The organism is Psychrobacter sp. 1U2 (assembly GCF_051847575.1).
Window position 1 is genome coordinate 109,188 of the sequence record NZ_JBPYDC010000004.1, and the last position, 16,409, is coordinate 125,596.

Sequence of the window (16,409 nt, forward strand, 5' to 3'; positions counted from 1 at the left end):
GCTTTAAGTTTAACATTTTTGTTAGTTTGACATTTTTGTTGAACTAGCTATTATTTAGCTTACAGCAAATATGTGGCTACAATAAAATTTTCTATAATAATACCTATTTCTACTTTGGAGATTTGTCAATGAGTGTTTCAGACAGTAGCCGTTCGCCTAAGCACGAATTTGCACCCCTAAAAAACGACAGATTGCTGCGCGCCATGCGTTTTGAGCCGATAGATACCACTCCGGTATGGATGATGCGTCAAGCAGGTCGTTATTTGCCAGAGTATAAAGCAACACGAGCAGAAGCGGGCGACTTCATGAGCTTATGTAGAGATACGGCGCGTGCGACTGAAGTCACGATGCAGCCACTACGCCGCTATGATTTGGATGCCGCTATTTTATTTAGTGATATCTTGACGATTCCTGACGCTATGGGCTTAGGTTTGTATTTTGAGACTGGCGAAGGTCCTAAATTCAAGCATCCTATCCGTACTACGGCCGATCTTGAGCGTCTACCAACTTTAGATGTCAATGATTCTTTAGATTACGTCATGCGCGCAGTGACTAGTATCCGTAAAGAGCTGAATGGTCAAGTGCCGTTGTTTGGTTTTTCAGGTAGTCCTTGGACGTTAGCCACTTATATGATTGAAGGTGGTAGCTCAAAAGATTATCGCTATACCAAAGGTTTTTTGTATAGTAATCCTGAATTTCTGCATCAGTTACTGGATAAACTTGCGGTTGCCGTTATTGATTATTTAGATGCACAGGTCATCGCCGGTGCACAAATCCTGCAGATATTTGATAGTTGGGGCGGGGCGCTAGGTCATCGCCAATTTATCGATTTCTCACATGCTTATAACAAGCGTATTGTCGCTGAGTTAAAGCAGCGCCATCCAGACGTACCTGTGGTGCTCTTTACTAAGGGCGGCGGTTTGTGGCTCGATGTGCAGGCCGATAGCGCCGCGGATGCGTTAGGGCTAGATTGGACCATGCCATTGGACCGTGCTCGCCAAGTATTGACTGAGAGTCAGCGCGACTTGACTAAACGTCATAAAACTTTGCAGGGCAGTAAAGCCATTCAAGGTAATCTGGATCCAGCAACTTTATACGGTTCTCCAGAGACCATTCGTAGTGAGGTCAAGCTGATGCTAGATGGCGCTTATGCGGGTGGTGACAAGACAGGTTATATTGCTAATTTAGGTCATGGTATCACTCAGTGGGTCAACCCTGACAACGCCAAAATCTTTATCGATGCGGTGCATGACTATCAGATTTAGATACTAAATCTAAACGCCAAAGGTGTAAGTTTGGCTTAAAGGAAAGCATTAAGTTTTTAAAAAAGGATAGTTTATGATTTCAGCAGCGATTGTCGGTGGTACAGGGTATACAGGTATTGAGCTTATTCGCTTACTATCTGCCCATCCTAATGTGTCTATTGATTTATTGACCTCACGAAGTGAAGCGGGCACTCGCGCTGATGAGATTTTTCCAAGCTTGCGCGGGATTTCAGATATCGTTTTTAGCGATCTAGGTGAAAATACGCTTGCGGCGCTGAAAAAGTGTGACGTAGTGTTTTTTGCTACACCGCATGGCGTGGCTATGCAGCAGGCTGAGGCTCTGACTGAGTCTGGCGTTAAAGTAGTCGACTTGGCCGCTGACTTTCGTTTGCAGTCTTTAGCGGAATTTGAAAAATGGTACAAGCAATCACATGCTTGTCCTGATCTCCTCAAAAGCGCGGTTTATGGACTACCAGAGATCAACCGTGATAAATTAGCTGATGCTATGTTAGTAGGAAATCCAGGCTGCTATCCGACGACTGCTATTTTGGGCCTAAAGCCGATTATCGCTTTGCAAAACCAACAAAATGAGCGCCTTATAGAATCTCGTATCGTAATCGATGCAAAGTCTGGGGTGTCAGGCGCTGGTCGTCAAGCGAGCCTAGCGCTTAACTATGCAGAAGCCACTGATAATTTTAAGGCTTATGGGGTGACGGGACATCGTCATTTGCCAGAGATTGAGCAAGGGGTAGCGCAGCTGTTAGAGAGTCAGTTCACTCAGCGCATTCGCTTTTTGCCGCACTTAATACCTATGATACGCGGCATGTTCAGCTCTATTCATTTAGAACTGACACAGGCAGGTGCGGCTATCGATTGGCAGCAGGAGTTTGAGAGCAGCTATATCGGTGAGGCTTTCATTGATGTGCTGCCGATGGGTATATATCCCGACACGCGTAGTGTTCGTGCGAGCAACCGTTTGCGTATCGCTATCTATCAAGACAATGATCGTCATGAGCTGACGGTCTTGGTAGTACAAGATAATTTGGTCAAAGGCGCAGCAGGACAGGCCGTGCAGAACATGAATGTGATGTTTGGTTTTGAGGAATCAATGGGCTTGAACGCGGCGCCGATTGTCCCTTGATAGTTTTGTTTTATCACAGTAATTAAGCCAGAAAATCAGTAAAATGCTTGATTGCTGATACCATAAGTTAAGGATAAACTCGCTTTTACTAAGCCTAATATTGACTAAGGCTGACAATAATCTAATCAAGGATGTTGACTATTGATTCATTTGGCCCACGGGGCGATGCTAGGTATTGTTCATAAATTCCGTTATAATGTCTCGCCTTTCCTCTTAAGAGATACTGTCCAGATGCGTGTTAAGACTGCCCTTCGCTTACGCTTGCCGCCAGTACCTTTGTCGTATCAGGCTGACTTGCTATCTTTTAAATCAGTCTTGACAGAGCAACAGATAGCTAGCAATATCAACGATCAGTCAGCAAGGGGCGGAGCACATCAGATAAGAATTGATCATTATCAGTTTAAAAGCAGTGCTATAAAAGCTCCGCGTAGCAAGCAGCTTTATGGTACTGGTTTTAAAAGTAAACAAACAGGTGCAGCCTCTTGGATACTAGCATTGTTTGCGGCAGCAATAATGCTTACGGTGATAGTAGGACTAATTCTGGGTCATAATTTGGGTTACAAGCGTGGCTACCATGCTCTAGAAGCTGAGAATAAAAAAGCGCTCAACAGTAGTCAGATGACGGTGCAAGAATTAGAAGAGATGCGCGCAAGCTATAAAGCGCTCAGCAATCAAGTTGCGGTAGCTAAGCAAGAGCTGACCATCAGCCTAAATAACTTAGATGAGTTACGTGAGAACCAAAAAGAGCTCAGTGTCGAAAATAAACAGCTCAACCAGCTCAATGAAGTTTATGCTGAAGCGCTCAGTGAAGAAGGCGGTCTACCGCTACAAGTACTAGGGGCTAAAATTGAGCCACTACCTGAAAATGCCTTTGAGTTTGGCTTCGATGTCGCCATGCTAAGCAAGGACGGTCAGGCTAAACGTTTGAAAGCCACTTTGACGTTGCTGAACGATGATGATTTTGTAGAAGTTCCCTTAGATTCGGCTAGTTATTTGCTCGAAGGGATTACTCGTATTCGTGGTCGCTTTGTCATGCCTAATAATTTTAAGCCATTACAGGTCAAGCTGGTACTGACGGCAGACGGTCAAGAAGTTGAACAGCTATATGACTGGACGCTAGGAGATCGAGTAGATAGTATGCCGCTGTCTCTTATAGATTTGCCAGAAGTTGATCAATCTCCTATATAGGCGCACGCCTTAACTCTTTGACACTTAACCTATTCAATACCGCTACCAGTCTAGTGACGATCGGTTACTGGTAGCTTATCTTTACTTTTTTATTCGAACACTATTATTATGAAGTTATTATGATGACATCCCAATTATTAATCGCTAAAAACAGTGAACCTATGGTGATGGATTGGCATTTGCCTAGTATGCCTGCAGGTATCCGCGCGCAAGATGACAACCCAGATACAGAAAGTGCGCCGCAGGCTGATGTGCTAGTGGCGGAGCCTGAGGTCGCTAAGCCGCCTATGTATGCGGTGGTGATGTACAATGACAACTATACGCCTATGGAGTTTGTCGTTTACGTGCTGCAATCAGAGTTTAAGCATAATGTCGATTCTGCGGTACAAATTATGTTAACGATTCATAATACCAGCAAAGGTATTGCCGGTATCTATCCCAAAGATATTGCCGAAACAAAAGCCAAAAAGGTGAATAGTTTAGCGCATCGTGAAGGCTATCCGTTACTAACCCAGATTGAACCGCATCAAGGCGAATAATAAATTATCGAGTCTAAACCCTCTCTCTGATAAATGCCCAATCAGCTCATTTCCCTCTATTTTTACAGAGACATTCTAAGGTCTGTTTCGTATTACCTCCTTGTTCTATCACTTGATTTCTATGATATAAAGCCCTATATAGTTTATAAGGGCTAAATTTATAGGCTCTGTCTTATCAGTAAAGTTGTGCTCATTACTGCATTTATTTTATCCAGCTCATAACTGATAGAGCCTTTGTTAGTATCCGTTACTGTCTTCCAGCTACTACCTTCTTCAACTCATTACCATCTTTAATTAGTTATCGCCATCAATTTTATTATTGTTAGTCAGCGTTTAAGCGGCTGATGGTTGCTTGTTTATGCTATCGCTAATATGCCTTGATACATTTTAGTAGTGGTTAAAAGATTGACTATCTATTGCTATCATGTTGATATGAATAAACGCTAATGAAAATTTCGATCAGCCACAAATAATAGCTATTATCTATCCATTACCCTGACATTTGAGCTTGAACAATCTTGATACTGCCCTAATTTACCAGTTAAGCTATTAAATTATAAAGAGTTATACAACCGTAGGAATTCGTTATGTTAAGTCGTCATCTTGAAGTTTCTTTACGTTTAGCAATGACGCTTGCGCGCCAAAAATCGCATGAGTATCTCACTGTTGAGCACTTACTACTAGCGCTGCTTGAAAACACTCATGCGGCCAATACGCTGACTGCCTGTAACGCTAATATCTCAAGTTTGCGTACAGAGCTTGAAACTTATATTAATAAGCATACGCCAACGGTAGATGTCGATTTAGAGCAGTCTCCGCAGCCGACTCAAAGCTTCGATCGTATTCTGCAGCGCGCTATTTTTCATGTGCAGTCTATCGGTGGTGGCCGTCTGGTGGAAGGCTCAGATATCTTAGTTTCTATGTTCTCAGAGCATGATACTTACGCAGTCTATTTGCTCAAAAAACAAGGCATCAGCCGCTTAGAGTTGACCCAGTATCTCTCGCACGGTCAAGACAAAGACGAGCCTGCTGAGTCGCGTTCTTCTATGACTGGTGAGCGCCGTAGCCCTTCTGAAAAAACCAGCAAAGATCCTTTAGTTGAGTTTGCAACTAACCTTAATCAGCGCGCTGCTGAAGGTAAGACGGATCCATTAATCGGCCGTGCTCCTGAGATTGAGCGTACCGCACAAGTATTATGCCGCCGCCGCAAAAACAATCCGCTATTAGTCGGAGAGCCAGGCGTAGGTAAGACTTCTATTGCTGAAGGTTTAGCTTGGTTAATTATCAATGATAAAGCGCCAAAACCACTCAACGGCTGCGTGATTTATAGCCTTGATATCGGCTCGCTAATTGCGGGTACTAAGTATCGCGGCGACTTTGAAAAACGTATGAAGTCACTGCTTGATGCGCTCAAGAAAAAGCCAAATGCAATCTTGTTTATCGATGAGATTCATATGATTATCGGTGCCGGCTCCTCTATGAGTAGCAACATGGACGTATCGAACCTGATTAAACCGGCACTAGCGAATGGCGAGCTACGCTGCGTTGGTTCTACGACCTTTACCGAATACCGTCAAGTGTTTGAAAAGGATCACGCGCTATCGCGTCGTTTCCAAAAAATCGATGTTAAAGAGCCCAGTGTAGACGATAGTATTGATATTCTGCGTGGCCTAAAACCACGTTATGAAGAGTTCCATAATGTCGAATATACTGATGAAGCGCTAGTGAGCGCAGTAGAGTTGTCCTCTAAGCATATTCATGAGCGTTTCTTGCCAGACAAGGCGATCGATGTTATCGATGAAGCCGGCGCGTATAAGCGTTTAGGTGTGATTCCTGATGCCGAAGACATTAAAGCCGAAGAGAGCTTTATCGCTGATCTTGAGCAGGACATCGATGAGACGGATTATGATAATATCGACGCCAGTCTTGACGATGACACTGATAATGAGATGAGCAAGCAAGCGGCATTAGCGAAATCTGATGATAAATCGCAGAGCACTAAAAATCCTCAGCAAGCGACTGATTTTGATTATGCCGGTTCTGATAAAGCGCAAAAAGCACCGATCAAAATCGATGTGGCTGATATCGAAGCGATTGTCGCTAAATTAGCTCGTATTCCGCCTAAGTCTGTTTCTACCGATGACAAGAGTATTCTTGAGCACTTAGATCGTGATCTTAAGCACTTGGTTTTCGGTCAAAATGAAGCAATTGAAAACTTAGCAGATGCGATCAAGCTATCGCGTGCTGGTCTTAAAGCGCCAGATAAACCCATTGGTTCCTTCATGTTTGCAGGGCCTACCGGGGTGGGTAAAACTGAAGTTTCGCGCCAATTGGCTAACTTGCTAGGCGTTGAGCTGGTCCGTTTCGATATGTCAGAATATATGGAAGCGCATACGGCCTCTCGTCTGATTGGTGCGCCGCCTGGCTATGTCGGCTTTGATCAAGGCGGGTTATTGACTGAAAAAATCAATCAGCATCCGCATTGTGTGCTACTGCTTGATGAGATCGAAAAAGCCCATCCTGATGTCTTCAACTTGCTATTACAAGTGATGGATCATGGTACTTTGACGGATAATAACGGCCGTATTGCCGTCTTCAAACAAGTTATTATCATTATGACTACCAACGTCGGGGCAGATAGTATCAGTCGCTCATCTATGGGCTTCACCGAGCAAGACCATAGCCGCGATAATACCGAAGCGCTCAAGCGCGTGTTTACTCCTGAGTTCCGTAACCGCTTAGATGCGATTATTCAATTCAACGCTTTAGAGCCAACAGTTGTGACCTCTGTGGTTGATAAGTTCTTGGTCGAGCTACAAGTTCAGCTCGATGACAAACAAGTCACCTTGGAGATTGATGATGAAGTGCGTGATTACTTAGCAGACAAAGGCTATGATCGTCTAATGGGCGCACGTCCGATGCAGCGCCTGATCCAAGATGAGATCAAAAAGCCACTTGCCAGTATGATCTTGTTTGGTGATTTGGTAAATGGCGGGGTCGTGCATCTCACTTTAGCGCCGGAAGAGGACCAAACGACAGAGTCGGTAGATCTTGATAAGAGCAGCCGCAAAGCAAAAAGTTCAGACGACAGTCGTATCATTTTGACAGTCGTTGAAACTCATGAGCCGCGCTCGGATTCTGAATCTGTCGCTAGCTAAAATTACCATTGGTTAATATAACGGCTATCTCTACTTATAGAGGTAGTCGTTTTTTTTATTTTTCTAAATTTATTTTAAAAGCTTAATGAAACACAACAGTTATTTTTGTTACCCTCGCTAGTGAGATTTACTGATAATTAATAAGGCTTGATAACCATGAATTTATTTGATGACCTATCGGATGATGACTCTAACACCAAAACAGCAGCCGAAAAGAAAGCTATTTTAGATAAAGTAAAGCTACCAGAAGACTGGAAGCGCGCACTAGAAGAAGAGCTGACCTCAGAGAACATGGATGAAATGCGCGAATTTCTAAAACAAGCTTATCAGTCAGGTGATAGTATTTATCCGCCGGCCCCTTTGATGTTTAATGCGTTAAACTTAACGCCATTATCAGCGGTCAAAGTAGTTATTTTGGGCCAAGACCCTTATCATGGCGCAGGTCAAGCGATGGGTTTATCGTTCTCAGTCCCTAAAACCATCCCTAAGCCGCCATCGCTCAACAATGTACTAAAAGAGATGGCAACGGATATCGGTACGACGCCTTCTAAGCACGGGGATCTGACCTATTGGGCGCAGCAAGGCGTATTATTACTAAACAGCTCCTTGACGGTCCGCGAAGGCGAGCCTAATAGCCATCAAAACGCAGGTTGGGAGCAGTTTACAGATAAAGTCATCGATGTGGTAAACGAGGAAACCGAGCATACTGTATTCATCCTATGGGGCAGTAAAGCGCAAAAAAAGGGTAAGTATATCGATACCGACAAGCACCTAATCTTGACTGCAGTGCATCCTTCGCCGCTGGCCGCCAACCGTGGTGGCTTCTTTGGCACTAAACCTTTTTCTAAGACCAACGATTACCTAAAGCAGCATGGTCAAACCCCAATCGATTGGCAATTACCGCAGTAGCATACTATGCAAATGAGCAGTCAATATTTACCGTTATCGCCCTTGTGGCAGTCTTCAACAGCTTTGCAACCTTTACGGCCTGACAGTGAGCTATTTGGAGCAGCCGCTGGTCATGAGCTGGCTCGTTCTTCTTTTTGGTCACTTACAGATTGCTACTGGATGCAGTACGCTTTGGCGCTTGCTCGGCAAGGGGCTAACAGAGGTGAAGTACCAGTAGGCGCCGTATTAGTCCATGAGCATAGCGTTATCGGGGAGGGGTTTAACGAACCGATAGGCCGTCACGATGCGACCGCTCATGCAGAGATGATTGCCATAAGAGCGGCTTGTCAGCGTTTAGATAATTATCGCTTGCCGGCGGATACGACTTTATATGTTACCTTAGAGCCTTGTACCATGTGTATTGGCGCGCTTATTCACGCGCGTGTGGGCAGGCTAGTATATGCTGCCAATGAGCCGCGTGCTGGCATGGTCGGTAGTCAGATGAATCTGAGCACTCAACCTTTTTATAATCATTATATACAAGTACAGCAAGGCTTATGCCGGGAGCATAGTAGTCAACTTTTAAAAGTTTTTTTTCGGCAGCGCAGACAAGCGCTAAAAGCCAATAAAGTTCAGCAAATACTGCAAGAGTAGACATGCCATTTAAAGGCTAACAGAAGCGATGTCATTATCTTAGATGACTATCTAATGCTAGTGACAGCAGCGTTGTTTTGCTATAATACGACGCTATTTAATTGTACAAACCCCCTTTATTTGTTGATGAAGGTGGTTGCTTTTGCTAGCCACTAGAGTTATTTATTGAGTCGATAATTACTCCAACTAGCATTTTATTGACTAGTATTGCTAACTAATGATGATTGAGCCATTATGACTGCACCTGAGCTATCTACCCCGTCTGCTAACAAGTCCGAATTTGCGAATAAGGATAATCAAGTACTGCCAGTACGCTATCCTGTGATCTGTATTGATGGCCCTAGCGGTGCTGGCAAAGGTACCGTAGCGTGGCGACTCGCGCAAAGTTTAGACTATCAGCTGTTAGATTCTGGAGCGCTATACCGGATTGTCGGTTTAAAAGCTTTTCAAGCGGGCTTAATCGATGCCGACGGCAATAAAGCTATTGATGAAGCCGCTTTATTGCAGCTGACCCAAAGCTTAAACATCGCTTTTGAGTTAAATGATGCTTCAGGACGTATCGATATCATTGTCAACGATGAGCGAGTAGGCGAGCAAGTCCGCAATGAGACCGTTGGTGGCTATGCTTCGCAAGTGGCGGTATACCCTGAGGTGCGTCAAGCTTTGTTGAAGCTGCAGCAGGACATGGCCACGCGTTCAGGGTTGGTTGCTGATGGCCGTGATATGGGTACGGTGGTTTTTCCTGATGCTGATGTCAAAGTGTACCTGACAGCCAGCCCAGCGGCGCGCGCTGAGCGCCGAGTGATTCAGCTAGAGCAGGCTGGACAAGTCGCCGACTACCAAGCTATCTTAACGACGATTAAAGCGCGTGACGATCGCGACGAAAACCGGAGTACCGCGCCATCAAAACCTGCCCCTGATGCTTTGTTGCTAGATAGCTCTGCATTGGATGCCAATGTGGTGTATGAGAAGATAAAAAGCTATTGTCAAAAGCAAGGGATATGTTTTTGACAGAAATATAACGATTAATTAGTCGTAAATGACTCTGTTTTAGGGTAAAATTGTAAGACTAAATCATTGAGCCATATTGTTGTCATTTTTAACGCGCCTTTACTTATTATTGATAATGATACAGTACTGATTTTTTGATAGATTTCTTGTTTTAGACTGTTGTTACTAGTGAGTTGATATAATGACACGCTTATTATCAACAACTGTTTTTTTATATGATTTTATAAGATATAAAACCAGCATAACGTTTTATAAAGTCATAAATTTGATCCGTACTGTGCTGGACAGGCTACGGCTATACAAAGGTAGACATAATGGAATCATTTGCTGAACTATTTGAAGCGAGCATCGAAGAAACAGGCCTAGATATCGAGCGTGGCTCGGTCATCACTGGTGCTGTTGTCGCCATTGATAACGACTGGATCACTGTAGATACAGGTCTTAAATCAGAAGGTATCGTCGCTCGTGAAGAGTTTTTAAGCGAAGAAGGCGAACTTGAAGTTGAAGTTGGCGATAGTGTTGATGTTGTCGTTGAAGCTGTTGACAACGGTATGGGTCAAACTTTACTGTCACGCGAAAAAGCAAAGCGTGTTGAAACTTGGAACTTCTTAGAGAAGATCGCTGATAATGATGAGATCGTTAAAGGTATCATCTCAAGTAAAGTTAAAGGCGGTTTCACCGTTGATATCGGTTCAGTACGCGCGTTCCTGCCAGGTTCATTGGTTGACGTTCGTCCTATCCGTGATACCACGCATCTTGAAGGTAAAGAGCTAGAATTCAAAGTTATCAAACTTGACCAAAAGCGTAACAACGTTGTGGTTAGCCGCCGTGCGGTTATGGAAGCTGAAAATTCAGCTGAGCGCGAAGAGCTATTGAACAAGCTTGAAGAAGGTATCGAGATCGAAGGTATCGTGAAGAACCTAACCGATTACGGCGCGTTCGTTGACCTTGGTGGTATCGATGGTTTACTACACATCACTGACATGGCATGGCGCCGTATCAAGCACCCATCTGAGGTGGTTGAAGTGGGTCAGGACCTTAAAGTTAAAGTATTGAAGTTTGATCGTGAGCGTAATCGCGTCAGCTTAGGTCTTAAGCAATTAGGTACAGATCCTTGGGATAACGTTGGCGGTACTTACCCAGTAGGCAGTATCGTTAAAGCTCGCGTAACGAACCTAACTGATTATGGTTGTTTCGCTGAGATCTCTGAGGGCATTGAAGGTCTAGTCCACGTATCAGAGATGGATCACACCAATAAGAACATCCATCCTTCAAAAGTCGTTCAAGTTGGCGATGAGATTGATGTAATGATTCTTGATATCGATGAAGAACGTCGCCGTATCAGCCTAGGTATCAAACAGACTCTAGCAAATCCATGGGATGAGTTCGATAAGAAACATGAGCGTGGCGATAAAATCACAGGCACGATCAAATCAATCACTGACTTCGGTATATTTATCGGTCTAGACGGTGGTATTGATGGCCTAGTTCATCTATCTGATATCTCTTGGAACGAAACTGGCGAAGACGCTATCCGTAACTACAATAAAGGCGACACCGTTGAAGCAATGGTATTGTCTGTAGACGCAGAAGCGAACCGTATAAGCCTTGGCGTGAAGCAGTTAAGCTCTGATCCATTCAACGAATACTTAGTGGCTAACGATCGCGGTGCTATCGTCAATGGTAAAGTTAAAGAAGTTGACGCTAAAGGCGCAACGGTTGAGCTTGCTGACGAAGTTGAAGCTTACTTACGTGCCTCTGAGATTCAACGTGACCGCGTAGAAGATGCGACTAAGCATCTGTCTGTAGGTGATGATGTTGAAGCGAAAATCATCAGTGTTGATCGTAAAACTCGCAACATCAGCTTGTCTATCAAAGCGAAAGACGAAGCTGAAGAGCGTCAAGCGATTAAAGATCTTGGCGGCGCAGGAGCAACTCCAGCAGCAGGTTCTGATGCTCAGCCTAAGACTATCGGTGACTTGATCAAAGAGCAAATGCAGTAAGCTGTAGATGATAATAATGCTACAGTAAATACTCTAAGGTACGATTAAAAAAAGCGACTTCGGTCGCTTTTTTTTATGTTTAACTTTTTGCGGTATGTGTGGATATCGCTATTAATATCATATCACTTGATGATAAAACCAATTTTTATCAAAAATAATGATTTTATTATAACAAATAAATAACTTTTCGCTAAAATAAGCAAACTTTGATTTCTATTTGTTTTTATTTGAGATATCATTTGTCACCACGAGTTTTGAGACGTAAACTAATATTAAGTGCTTGAACAAGTGAAGGTTTTTCTTCTTAATCTGACAAATCTAAATCAATAAGGCAAGTGTGACAATGCAGCAAGCGATAAATAAATCTGATTTTATTAATAATTTGAGTGTCAGCTGTGACACGATGGCTGAGAGCGTCGTTGATGATGCAGTGCGTGAAATACTCAATCTTATGGTAGACACGTTAGCAAACGATGGCCGTGTTGAAGTACGCGGTTTTGGTAGCTTTTGTCTGCATCACAGGCGCGCACGTATAGGACGTAATCCTAAAACTGGAGAAAGTGTTCCTGTTCCTGCAAAAGCTATTCCGCACTTTAAGCCAGGTAAAGCGCTGCGTGAAGCGGTCAATGATAAAGTAGCGGTATAGTTACTTTTGGTTTTATAATGCAGTTGAAGCTTCGATCTAGATTAGGCTTTATCAATAAATGACTACTGACTAAAAGGTAACTTCATTATGCGCTTTATACTATTTGTTCTACTATTTCTAAGCTTTGCTTATGCGCTTGGTTTGGTATTAGCAAACAATTCTGATATTGGGGTGAACTTGTTATTTTCACAAGCGCCTGCTATGAATTTAGGGTTGCTGCTAATCTTGAGTATGACTCTCGGTATTGTGATTGGTCTGCTTCTATCATTATTGTTGTTTAGAGTATTTCAGAATAAATGGGAGATTTCCCGTTTGCAAAAAAACAACGCTCATCTACAAGAGCAGCTCAATCAAGCCAATATTGCTATTGATCGTCAAGCTAATGCGCCAGCAGCCGACCAAGCCGTCTATGGCACCCCGGCTCAGCCTGGAGTGGTTGCTGATGAGATTGACAATACTATTGCTGCCGAGACCAACACCATTCACAAAAGTCCTCGTCATTGATAAGATATTTGCCTTACTCTAATACAAACTCATTGATTGTTATTTTAAATAAATCGGTAAACTAATGACTGATACTTTAACGCCTCTAAAAGCAGCCCCTACAACCTTGAATTCTCCTATTATTGTGGCTTTGGATAATACCTCCTTAGATGCCGCTCTTGCGTTAGCAGATAAACTAGACCCTGCGCTATGCCGTCTTAAAGTAGGCAAAGAGCTATTTACGCGCTCAGGACCTGCTATCGTACAGGCGCTACAAAAACGGGGCTTCGAGGTATTCTTAGATCTAAAATTCCATGATATTCCTAATACTACTGCTCAAGCCGTCATGGCTGCTGCTGATCTAGGAGTATGGATGGTCAATGTTCACGCTAGCTGCGGCCTTGATGCTATGAGCCTAGCCAAACAGCGCTTGCTTGATGGTAATTATGAGACGCTATTGATTGCAGTAACCGTGCTAACCTCGATGAATCAACAGAATCTAGCGCAAATCGGAATCAATAATGAGCTTGAAGCCCAAGTTGGTAAGATGGCACAATTGACGCAAAGTGCTGGTCTTGATGGGGTAGTTTGCTCTGCGCAAGAGGCAAAAAGGCTCAAGATATTATGCGGTAATGACTTCAAACTGATTACGCCAGGTATACGCTTGCCAGAAGATAATAGTGATGATCAGCAGCGCATTTGTACGCCTAAGCAAGCCTTAGATGATGGCGCCGACTATCTAGTCATTGGGCGCTCCATTACCAACTCGCCTGATCCCACTGCTAAATTACAGACTATTTTACGAAGTATAGATATCTAAGGTATAGCTATTGGTATAAGCTATTGTCTATAAGATATCATTAAAATCGACTCGATCTATTACAAAAGACAACCTGGCCGTTGTCTTTTTTAGTCTCTAACGCCATATCAATAAATGCTACACTAGATAAGCGTTTTAGCCTAACCGCTAACACAGTTCGAAATCTACGTTGTTAACCTATTTATTCATTATATTGAGTTGTATGAAATTCCAGATATTAAGCGATCTTCATATCGATAGCTATGCTAGACAATCGCACCCCATAGGACATATCCCAAAGACTGATGCTGATATTGTGTTAGTAGCAGGCGACACCGCTAACAGTGATAGCGGGATGCGTTGGCTACAGGAGCAAGCTGCACGGCTACAAACTCCTTTGCTAACGATTGCTGGTAATCATGAATATTTTAACGAAGATATCTTGCATTTTGATAAAAAGCTAGCGACTTGGGATAATTACGATGCGACTCAGAATTTAGGCTTACGTTTTTTGCAGTGTCAGCACATCGATATCGGTAAGGTACGAATATTAGGCTGTACTTTATGGACGGACTATCAATATCAAGCTGATGGCGATACTATAGATATTGCCAAGCGTTTTATGCGCGACTATAAGCAAATATATGCAGGTCGTGAGCTGTTTTCACCAGAAGTCTCCATGCAGATTCATGATGAGCAGCGTCGCTGGCTCAAGCAAGCGCTGATAGCCTCCAAACAGTTGGGCAAAAAGACAGTGGTGATGACCCATCATAGTATCAGTCCTTTATCAGTGTCCCAGAAGTATGCCACCCTACCGAGTAACGCCGCTTTTGTCACCGATTTGTCTGCTTGGATGTTTGAGGACTGGGCGCCAACGCTTTGGGTGCATGGTCATACTCATGAAGCGTTCGATTACCGTATCAATGATACTCGCGTTATCGTCAATCCGCGTGCTTATCCTAACGAAGTGAGCAGTACTGCTCTTGAGTTCGCTTGGAATAGAGTTGTCGAGGTGTAGACTAGTCAAAAGTGGGCTAGTTAAAGTTGTTACTAAAATTGTATTTTCCCCCTTATAAATAAAGAGCTCGTTACACTATCTTTTATGACTAATACTACTGACCCCAATCCTGTTAGCTCTCTTTTGAGTGTGCACTCAAGACATAGTCCAAGCACACCAGCTCCAGCGCATCTGCCAGATAGTATGATGTCTTCTGTTGGGGTGTTACCCGATGACAAACGGCTGATATTATTTACTCGGCACTCTTTACGTGAGCGCTCAGACGGCAATGGTTTTGCCAGTTATCAGCTGCCTTTAACCCCTAGGGGCCGAGTATTGGCCAAAGCTTGGGGGCGATGGCTATCCGGGCATCTACCGTACTCTTTAGATGTCGATAGCCTCTCAAGTCCGATAGGGCGCTGTATAGACACCGCCATGCTTATGCAACAAGGCGCAGGCCTCAGCCGTAGTATTGTTCATCAGTCGCTGTTAGTGGAACCGGGTAGCTTAGTCACCGAACCTGACATTGCCAATCCGATATTTAAAGAGATCGGCGTATTGAACTTTATCAACCGTTTTTTGCAAAATAATCTCGATGGTACGAAGAACCCTTATCAAGGAGGCTTAGATATTCTCTCGCTATTTTATCAACATCAGCCGCAGCCAGGTCATATGCTGCTAGCGGTGAGTCATGATACGTTGTTATCGGCTTTTTTAGCGGTCATGCTAGATTTTATAGAGATCGACTGGAATGATTGGCCCAAAATGATGGAGGGAGTGTTTTTATGGTTCGATGAAGGACCTTTTGAAAAGGTGAACGCTAACTTGATATGGCGAGGTGAGATATATAGTCGTCCCGTGAGTAGTTTGCTTGAGAGCTATAGTGCTTCAGGCTTTGGTAGCGATAGACTTCTGCTACCGCCAGAGGTGAAGTGGGAATAAGGGGGTCGCTGTTTCTTACTAGGTTGATAACTAATTATTATATCTTATAGCGCCGATAGGTTTAACTATCTAATACTAATAAAAACTAGCACCCATAAAAAAACCTTGTCTCAGTATTTTAGCCTGTGACAAGGTTTTTTAGGTTTAAACCCAGCAATCTGAATAAGAGAATACTCTTATTATTAAGCTTGTAAGCCTTTAATTGCTTTGTTCAAACGGCTCTTACGGCGAGCTGCTTTATTCTTATGAATAATGCCTTTGTCAGCCATACGGTCTAGAACCGGTACCGCTTTTTTGTAAGCTTCAGTTGCCGCATCATAGTCTTTTGACTCGATAGCTGCGTCAACACGCTTAAGGTAAGTACGAACCATAGAACGCTGTGAAGCAGAGTTTTGGCGACGTTTGGTGTTTTGACGGGCGCGTTTACGAGCTTGTGCAGTATTAGCCACGCGTATCTCCTTGATAAAGACAGATAAAAATATGAATGTTGAATACAGTAATAGTTTTAACCATCATCGGTGACGAGCAGCCGTCTCGCCAAACATGATGTTGATGCCAAATGTATAGTAAGTCATCAAATGCGTCAAAGCCGTTTGGAATAATTAAATAGCTTCAACGTGTAAAGCCGGTCATTTTAACAAATTATTGATCTAAGAACAATATGTTTGAGCGAAGAAGCACAAAAAGGTCTGTAT

At 43.4% G+C, this 16,409-nt stretch carries 15 protein-coding genes; 14 read left to right on the forward strand and 1 reads right to left on the reverse strand.

The features are described 5' to 3' along the window. Nucleotides 1-128: 128 nt before the first annotated feature. The 14 genes from hemE (at nucleotide 129) to ACS8FD_RS03365 (ending at nucleotide 15,714) form a co-directional block, all read left to right on the forward strand. The gene (gene hemE, locus ACS8FD_RS03300; protein WP_439274452.1) at nucleotides 129-1,265 is read left to right on the forward strand and encodes a uroporphyrinogen decarboxylase; all 1,137 of its coding nucleotides are present in this window, start codon (nucleotides 129-131) and stop codon (nucleotides 1,263-1,265) included. A 73-nt stretch (nucleotides 1,266-1,338) separates the two neighbouring features. Next, the gene (gene argC, locus ACS8FD_RS03305) at nucleotides 1,339-2,406 is read left to right on the forward strand and encodes an N-acetyl-gamma-glutamyl-phosphate reductase (RefSeq protein WP_439274453.1); all 1,068 of its coding nucleotides are present in this window, start codon (nucleotides 1,339-1,341) and stop codon (nucleotides 2,404-2,406) included. A gap of 141 nt (nucleotides 2,407-2,547) precedes the next feature. Further along, on the forward strand, nucleotides 2,548-3,594 hold the full coding sequence (locus ACS8FD_RS03310; protein ID WP_439274454.1) for a hypothetical protein: 1,047 nt from the start codon (nucleotides 2,548-2,550) through the stop codon (nucleotides 3,592-3,594). Between the two features lie 119 nt (nucleotides 3,595-3,713). Continuing rightward, nucleotides 3,714-4,133 carry an ATP-dependent Clp protease adaptor ClpS gene (locus ACS8FD_RS03315; RefSeq protein ID WP_439274455.1) on the forward strand — a complete coding sequence of 140 codons (420 nt, stop codon included), beginning with the start codon at nucleotides 3,714-3,716 and terminating at the stop codon, nucleotides 4,131-4,133. Nucleotides 4,134-4,720: 587 nt separating this feature from the next. Then, complete coding sequence (gene clpA, locus ACS8FD_RS03320; RefSeq protein ID WP_439274456.1) at nucleotides 4,721-7,291, forward strand: ATP-dependent Clp protease ATP-binding subunit ClpA; 2,571 nt, start codon at nucleotides 4,721-4,723, stop codon at nucleotides 7,289-7,291. Nucleotides 7,292-7,447: 156 nt separating this feature from the next. Further along, nucleotides 7,448-8,200: a uracil-DNA glycosylase gene (gene ung, locus ACS8FD_RS03325; RefSeq protein WP_439274457.1), complete on the forward strand. Its 753-nt coding sequence runs from the start codon at nucleotides 7,448-7,450 to the stop codon at nucleotides 8,198-8,200. A 12-nt stretch (nucleotides 8,201-8,212) separates the two neighbouring features. Further along, nucleotides 8,213-8,833: a tRNA adenosine(34) deaminase TadA gene (gene tadA / locus ACS8FD_RS03330; protein WP_439274458.1), complete on the forward strand. Its 621-nt coding sequence runs from the start codon at nucleotides 8,213-8,215 to the stop codon at nucleotides 8,831-8,833. Between the two features lie 234 nt (nucleotides 8,834-9,067). Beyond that, on the forward strand, nucleotides 9,068-9,844 hold the full coding sequence (cmk, locus tag ACS8FD_RS03335) for a (d)CMP kinase (RefSeq protein WP_439274459.1): 777 nt from the start codon (nucleotides 9,068-9,070) through the stop codon (nucleotides 9,842-9,844). A 314-nt stretch (nucleotides 9,845-10,158) separates the two neighbouring features. Next, a complete protein-coding gene (gene rpsA / locus ACS8FD_RS03340; protein WP_439243037.1) occupies nucleotides 10,159-11,847 on the forward strand; it encodes a 30S ribosomal protein S1 in 1,689 nt (562 codons plus the stop codon). A gap of 343 nt (nucleotides 11,848-12,190) precedes the next feature. Beyond that, entirely contained in the window at nucleotides 12,191-12,493 is a 303-nt protein-coding gene (locus ACS8FD_RS03345) for an integration host factor subunit beta (RefSeq protein ID WP_439243035.1), read from the forward strand. A gap of 87 nt (nucleotides 12,494-12,580) precedes the next feature. Further along, the gene (locus ACS8FD_RS03350) at nucleotides 12,581-12,997 is read left to right on the forward strand and encodes a LapA family protein (protein ID WP_439274460.1); all 417 of its coding nucleotides are present in this window, start codon (nucleotides 12,581-12,583) and stop codon (nucleotides 12,995-12,997) included. A 64-nt stretch (nucleotides 12,998-13,061) separates the two neighbouring features. After that, the gene (gene pyrF, locus ACS8FD_RS03355) at nucleotides 13,062-13,796 is read left to right on the forward strand and encodes an orotidine-5'-phosphate decarboxylase (RefSeq protein ID WP_439274461.1); all 735 of its coding nucleotides are present in this window, start codon (nucleotides 13,062-13,064) and stop codon (nucleotides 13,794-13,796) included. A 202-nt stretch (nucleotides 13,797-13,998) separates the two neighbouring features. Continuing rightward, nucleotides 13,999-14,793: a metallophosphoesterase gene (locus ACS8FD_RS03360; protein WP_439274462.1), complete on the forward strand. Its 795-nt coding sequence runs from the start codon at nucleotides 13,999-14,001 to the stop codon at nucleotides 14,791-14,793. Nucleotides 14,794-14,877: 84 nt separating this feature from the next. Continuing rightward, the gene (locus ACS8FD_RS03365; RefSeq protein ID WP_439274463.1) at nucleotides 14,878-15,714 is read left to right on the forward strand and encodes a histidine phosphatase family protein; all 837 of its coding nucleotides are present in this window, start codon (nucleotides 14,878-14,880) and stop codon (nucleotides 15,712-15,714) included. Nucleotides 15,715-15,896: 182 nt separating this feature from the next. Here ACS8FD_RS03365 and rpsT read toward each other — a convergent pair whose 3' ends face one another. Then, nucleotides 15,897-16,163, reverse strand: coding sequence for a 30S ribosomal protein S20 (rpsT, locus tag ACS8FD_RS03370; protein ID WP_367103515.1), 267 nt, complete (start codon nucleotides 16,161-16,163; stop codon nucleotides 15,897-15,899). Between the last annotated feature and the right edge of the window lie 246 nt (nucleotides 16,164-16,409).